The 4,041-nt window shown below is 29.7% G+C and carries 2 protein-coding genes; one reads left to right on the forward strand and one right to left on the reverse strand.

What is annotated here, in order from left to right; translation table 11 throughout:
• Positions 1-197: 197 nt before the first annotated feature.
• Entirely contained in the window at positions 198-2,153 is a 1,956-nt protein-coding gene (locus tag BM384_RS16025; RefSeq protein ID WP_090015118.1) for a tetratricopeptide repeat protein, read from the reverse strand.
• A 232-nt stretch (positions 2,154-2,385) separates the two neighbouring features.
• Between BM384_RS16025 and BM384_RS16030 the strand changes: the two genes are divergently transcribed.
• A complete protein-coding gene (locus BM384_RS16030; protein WP_090015120.1) occupies positions 2,386-3,735 on the forward strand; it encodes a [Fe-Fe] hydrogenase large subunit C-terminal domain-containing protein in 1,350 nt (449 codons plus the stop codon).
• Positions 3,736-4,041: the final 306 nt, after the last annotated feature.

Consider the following 4,041-nt stretch of genomic DNA (forward strand, 5'->3'; position numbering starts at 1 on the left):
TTTAAAATTCACTTTTACCAGTGGATTTATTTAGTGTACCATTTTTTAAGGGGATTTTAAATAGCTATAAAAAATAATATGGTTTTAAAGCACTTTCATCTGCATTAATCTACTAAGTTGACGACCATTGACTGCACGCCCATGCTGGGCGCACAAAAAAGGTGCAAATATTAATTTATCTGCACCTTTTTTAACAACTATTTTGCTTGTAAAACTTTATCTTCTAAGCCTTCAAGCCATTTTAAAACCTTTTTATCTTTACAATTTTCATTAATCTTTTCTTTTTCTCTTTCAAAATCACTTTCTAATTCATAGAATTTATAAATTAGTGGTAAAAGCTTTTTAGCTATGCTTTCATCACTTCTATTTGTAAACAAGCCTATTACCTGTCTCTTAACTCTGTCAGCCATTTTAGAACCATATTCTTTTGATTTGGCAAGAGCTGAAGCAACCATAATTAATGCTACTTCATCATTAGGATTTGCAAGGGCCATATTGAAATACCAATTATACATTTCACTATCACCTTCAAAGCCTTCTTTGCTTAAATATCTATGAGAAATAAAAGTTTGAGTAAGCTGTTGACCTAATGCAGTTAAATAAACAAGAACATCATCATCTTCTGGAGTCTTATAGAAGGTATCATTTTCTATTTCCTTACCTAAATGTTCTCTTATATCATTTATCATATCATTAAAATCTTCACCAAAGCAGTTATCATCACAATCATATATAATCTTTTGGATAGAATCATCTTCAGCATTATAAATTAAATTAGTTATAACATAAGTTTTATTTTCATTAGCTAATTTTATGCTTCCAGTTATAAGCTTATCTGCTTTAACCTTTTTACATATATCCTGAAGAGCTTCCTCTGTATATTCTTCTGTTACTGCAACAGGACCATATTTTTCAGCAAAAGGAATAACTACTTTTGAATCATATTCTGATTTATACATTAACTGTTCACTTAAATATAGTGGTACTGTTCTTGTTAAGGTTCCAGCTCCATCTGCTTTAAAAAGTTCTGGCTCTTCAGTATGTTTAGTTAAATCAACATAAGGAATTATAGCTATCTTTTCAGCCTTAGTTTTCTTTTTAATTAGAAAATCAGGATTTTCAAGGTCATAGTACCATATAGGTTTATCTAAAGAGACCATATTAATTTTAATGTTTCCCTTGTCCCCTTCAAATTCTTTAATAGCTCTTAATTTATCAAATTCATGAGCCATATGAACAAGGAAATCTCTTAAAGATGGATCTGGCACTTCCATAAGCTGTTGTATAAGTTTAAGACCTTTTCTATTATTTCTATCTTCATAATATGCATGTAATAAATTCAATCCCACATCAACTGAATGTTTTCTATAATCATAAGAAGGTTCAAGTATTTTTATAACTTCCTTTATATAACCACAGTTACCCAAATCACTAGACATAGCAGAAAGCATAGCTGAAGTTGCTTCATTATTGTCTAATATTTCTCTATAAGTTTTCATAACTTTTCTTATGTTCTTTGCTTCTAAATCATTTCTTGCAAGTAAAAGTTTAGCAACCCAGCTATCATACTTTTCTACAAGATTTTCTAATGCTTTTATTGAAGCTTCTACCCCATCTTTTTCTTGATAATATGCCCCATACCATATTACCGCACTAGTTTCATTTGGATTTAATTCAATAGCTTCTTCTAAGGCCTCTACTGATTTTTCCTTTTCCCCTTCTGCATCATAAGCTTTTGCTAAGTTAGTTAATATAATAGAACTCTTTCCATTCTCAGCTATATAGCCATTTAAAACCTTTTCAGAATCACTTATACGATTACATCTTAAATAAACAATTCCTAGGGCTGTTGCAGAACGTTCTTTAACTTCATCTATCTCTTGTAAATGTTCAGCTGCCTTTACTACTTCTTCAGGAAAACCATCATTAACAGCATTCATTATTTCTTCATAAAGAACTGTTGCATTATTCCAAGCTGCTTTAAGCTTAGCTGGAATTACTTCAGTTTTCCATTTGCTAGAAGACATTTGAATTCTCTTTCCTCTCGCGTCTACACATTCTATAAATTCTTCATTGTTTGTATTTTTTACTATTTCTACTTCTTTTGCTTCATCTGTTTCTTTTTTTCCAAATAGAACTTGTAATTTTCCCATATTAATCTCCCTTATTTTTATATCTATCCTAATTATAACATTATTTTTAAAATAATTCCACGTAGATTACGATAATTCTTCTATATTTTCAAGCTAAAAGATATATAATCCGAAAACTCATAATACAAAAATCTAAATTTAAATATTAATACCAATAAAAATGTCTAATATATACATATTTTTAGAAGTATATCTAATAATAAATTTATATATTATTTTTGGAGGCTTGAGTATGAATAATAAATATACTGATCTTTTTGATATCTTGGTAAAGTCTTATTTTGAAGATCATTTTGAAGAAACTTTAGACCGTATAATAACCTGTCACGAAGTTTCCCCACAAGAAACATTTGATATAATAACTTCTTTATGTGGAGTTAAGCTAGAGTTTGATAATAATTATGTTAATAATATAAAAAAAGCAATTTCAAATTATGCTGTTAATAAAAATATAGTACATAAAATTGACTGCTGCAATTCTGGCTGTCCTCAAGATGAAAAATCTAAATTTCCTTGCGAGAAAGCTTGTCCTTTTAACGCTATATATTATGATAAAAAAAGTAACACTACTGTAATTGACGACAAATTATGTACTAATTGTGGTATATGTATTGACTTTTGTAAAAATGGTAGAATACTTGATTTAGTTGAGTTTATTCCTATTGCAAACTTACTTAAAGAAAATGATACTGTAATTGCAGCTGTTGCTCCTTCAATAATAGGTCAATTTGGTGAAGATGTAACATTAGATCAGCTTAGATGTGCCATGATGAAAATTGGTTTTACTGATATGATAGAAGTAGCTTTTGCTGCTGATATGCTTTCTATAAAAGAAGCTGTTGAATTTAATAAGCATGTAAAAAATGAACATGATCTTCTTTTAACATCCTGCTGCTGCCCTATGTGGATTGGTATGATTAAAAAAGTTTATAATGACTTAATTGAAGATGTTTCCCCTTCAGTCTCTCCTATGATTGCTGCAGGAAAAATAATAAAGAAACTAAACCCTAAGGCAAAGGTAGTATTTATAGGTCCATGTATTGCAAAGAAAGCAGAAGCTAAAGAAAAGGATCTTCAAGGAATAGTAGACTTTGTATTAACGTATGCTGAGCTTAAAGAAATCTTTAATGCTCTAGAAATAAATCCTTCAAAATTACCTCCTATACCAACAAAGGAATATGCTTCAAAAGGAGGACGTTTATATGGAAGAACAGGTGGTGTTACAAAGGCTATTTCTGATGTTATAAAGGAACTATATCCTGAAAAACATAAATACTTTAAGGCTATTCAAGGAAATGGAATTAAAGAATGTAAGGAAATATTAAATAATGTTCTTGAAGGAAAAGTTAATGCAACCTTTATTGAAGGTATGGGATGTGTTGGTGGCTGCGTTGGTGGCCCTAAGAAAGTAATCTCAGCTGAAATGGGTAAAAAGTCTCTTGAAGACTGTGCTTCTGGTGCTCTTATTAAAGTCCCTACTCATAGTGAGACTATGGATAAAGTTTTAAAGGACCTTGGAATTAATTCTCTTAAGGATTTTGAAGATCCTGAGAAGATAGAGATTTTTGAAAGAGAATTTTAAATATAAATATTAAAGGAAAAATGGAGCTGTTCCACTTAACATAGTGTTACAGCCATTTTTCTTCTAAAAGGCCGTATAAAAAATTTTGTGTAAACAGAATAAAAATAGCTTCTTCTTGGCAATAATCAAAATAACAAATTATTGCAAGAAGGAGTTTTTTATATGGGAAACGTGTCGAAAGAATTATTAAGAGAATATATTAAGGAGCAACATTTTACTAATGCTAATGAAATATTAGTAGGATTAAAAGAAATGTTTAGAGATGTTCTACAAGAAGCATTAGAAGCTGAAATGGATGAGGCATTA

This window comes from Clostridium sp. DSM 8431, assembly GCF_900116755.1.
GTDB lineage: Bacteria > Bacillota > Clostridia > Clostridiales > Clostridiaceae > Clostridium.

What these genes read in the sequence shown, in the direction of transcription:
- BM384_RS16025 (WP_090015118.1), bottom strand. Translation starts at nt 2,153, where the DNA reads ATGGGAAAATTACAAGTTCTATTTGGAAAAAAAGAAACAGATGAAGCA.
- BM384_RS16030 (WP_090015120.1), top strand. Translation starts at nt 2,386, where the DNA reads ATGAATAATAAATATACTGATCTTTTTGATATCTTGGTAAAGTCTTAT.